This window comes from Vibrio sp. 10N.222.48.A3 (genome assembly GCF_041475345.1).
Lineage (GTDB): Bacteria > Pseudomonadota > Gammaproteobacteria > Enterobacterales > Vibrionaceae > Vibrio > Vibrio tasmaniensis_A.
Genome location: NZ_JBFRVX010001469.1, coordinates 1 through 2,264 on the forward strand (window position 1 = coordinate 1; position 2,264 = coordinate 2,264).

Genomic DNA, 2,264 nt, shown 5'->3' on the forward strand with positions numbered 1-2,264 from the left:
ATATTGATCCTCGACCTAAAGACCATAGACAATACATGGTTGATATGCAAATGATAATCAATATCATCTATTGTCACCAGTCAAATATGGAGCAGTAAGGTGAGTATTTCGAGTTCCGGTTCTAATGACATATCCATACATGATATGGAGTGGCAAGGCGTCACGTTAAGTGAAAGTGCCGCAAACAGAATTTCCCAGTTATCACATGGACAAAAGCACTTCCACCTCACGGTTAAGTCCTCTGGCTGTACAGGGTTTGCATATGAAGTAGCACTGATCGATTCGCCATCCGATGACGACATCAAGTACGAATCACATGACGTCATTTTCTATATTGCACTCAAAGCCCTACCTATGATCGATGGCACAGAGATCGACTTTGTGCGTCAGGGTTTAAACAGTAATTTTGTATACAATAATCCCAAAGTGAAGAACCTTTGTGGATGTGGCGAGAGTTTTGGAGTTTAACCATGTGCGCATTAGAAACGCAGTCTGAAGCTAAAACGCTACTTGACGTTGAAACGCAAACAAAAATTGAAATGCGACCAGACGCTGAAACGCGACCTGAAATTGACACGCAGCCTGAAGTTACAGAGTTACTGCACAGCAGTCACTATCGTGAAGGTTTCTACACTGAGTTATCTTCAGATACTTTGTCGAAGGGAATCAACGAACAAGTCGTTCGAGCAATCTCCAAAAAACGTAACGAACCCGAATGGATGTTGGAGTTTCGTCTCAAAGCATTCCGTAAATGGCGAACGATGGAGGAACCGCATTGGTTAAAAGCCGATTATCCAGACCTAAATTACCAAGATTACAGTTACTACTCCGCGCCAAGTTGTTCTAGCTGCGACAAAGATAGTTGTGATAAAGATAGTGGTGATGGCTCGAATGAATTTTTAACCGAAGAAGTCGAGACAGCCTTTGAAACACTGGGGATTCCAGTTAGAGAAGGTTCAGAAATTGCTGTCGATGCAATCTTCGATTCAGTTTCCGTCACCACTACCTATCAAAACGAACTGAAAGAACTCGGGATCATCTTCTGTTCATTCAGCGAAGCTATCCAAGAATACCCTGAACTTGTGCAGCAATACTTAGGCACCGTTGTTCCACCTGAAGATAACTTCTTTGCGGCTTTGAATGCCTCTGTTGCCTCTGACGGCACTTTTGTTTACATCCCGAAAGGTGTGAGATGCCCAAGAGAACTCTCTACCTACTTTCGAATAAACCAAGCAAAAACAGGCCAGTTTGAAAGAACAATTTTAGTGGCTGATGAGGACTCATACGTCAGCTACATTGAAGGTTGCTCTGCCCCGATGAGAGATACCTATCAGCTTCACGCCGCCGTCGTAGAAGTCGTCATTCACAAGCGTGCTGAAGTTAAATATTCCACAGTGCAAAACTGGTTCTCAGGAGCAGAGGATTCACAAGGCGGCATACTCAACTTTGTAACCAAACGTGCGGTTTGCGAAGGCGAGTACAGCAAAATGTCTTGGACTCAATCAGAAACAGGTTCAGCGATAACGTGGAAGTACCCAAGCGTAATTCTCAAAGGAGACTACTCTGTTGGTGAGTTTTTCTCCGTCGCTCTAACAAATGGCGTTCAACAGGCCGATACCGGCACCAAGATGGTTCATATAGGAAAACACTCTCGCTCTACCATCATTTCAAAAGGGATTTCAGCAGGCAAAAGCCAGAACAGTTACCGAGGGCTGGTTAAAGTCACCCCTAACGCAGAAGGTGCGAGAAACTTCACTCAGTGCGATTCAATGTTAATCGGCGCTGAATGTGGGGCTCACACTTTTCCTTATATCGAAGTCAAAAACCCGTCGGCTCACGTTGAACACGAAGCGACGACCTCTCGAATTGGCCAAGATCAACTGTTTTACTGCACCCAAAGAGGGATCAGTGAAGACAACGCCATATCCATGATCGTCAATGGTTTTTGTAAAGACGTATTTTCAGAATTACCACTCGAATTCGCTGTTGAAGCGCAGAAACTTCTATCAATCAGCCTCGAGCATAGTGTGGGATAAAATGTTAGAAATTAAAAATTTACATGTCAGCGTTGAAGAAAATACTATCCTAAAAGGTATTAACCTAACTGTTAAACCTGGTGAAGTTCACGCAATTATGGGACCGAATGGGTCGGGAAAAAGTACCCTATCCGCCACACTGGCAGGCAAGGATGATTACGAGGTCGTCAGTGGTGAGATTGTTTTCAAAGGTCAAGATCTTACAGAGCTAGATCCAGAGGAAAGAGC

Annotated in this window: 3 protein-coding genes; all 3 read left to right on the forward strand. The window is 44.0% G+C overall.

The annotated features are described in order from the left end of the window. Nucleotides 1-99: 99 nt before the first annotated feature. Nucleotides 100-468 carry an iron-sulfur cluster assembly accessory protein gene (locus AB4653_RS27175; protein ID WP_009847125.1) on the forward strand — a complete coding sequence of 123 codons (369 nt, stop codon included), beginning with the start codon at nt 100-102 and terminating at the stop codon, nt 466-468. A 71-nt stretch (nt 469-539) separates the two neighbouring features. Further along, a complete protein-coding gene (gene sufB / locus AB4653_RS27180) occupies nt 540-2,036 on the forward strand; it encodes a Fe-S cluster assembly protein SufB (RefSeq protein WP_102258322.1) in 1,497 nt (498 codons plus the stop codon). 1 nt (nt 2,037) lies between these two features. Then, nucleotides 2,038-2,264, forward strand: a 227-nt coding sequence (locus AB4653_RS27185) for an ATP-binding cassette domain-containing protein (RefSeq protein WP_372105793.1), incomplete at its 3' end; no start/stop codon positions are given.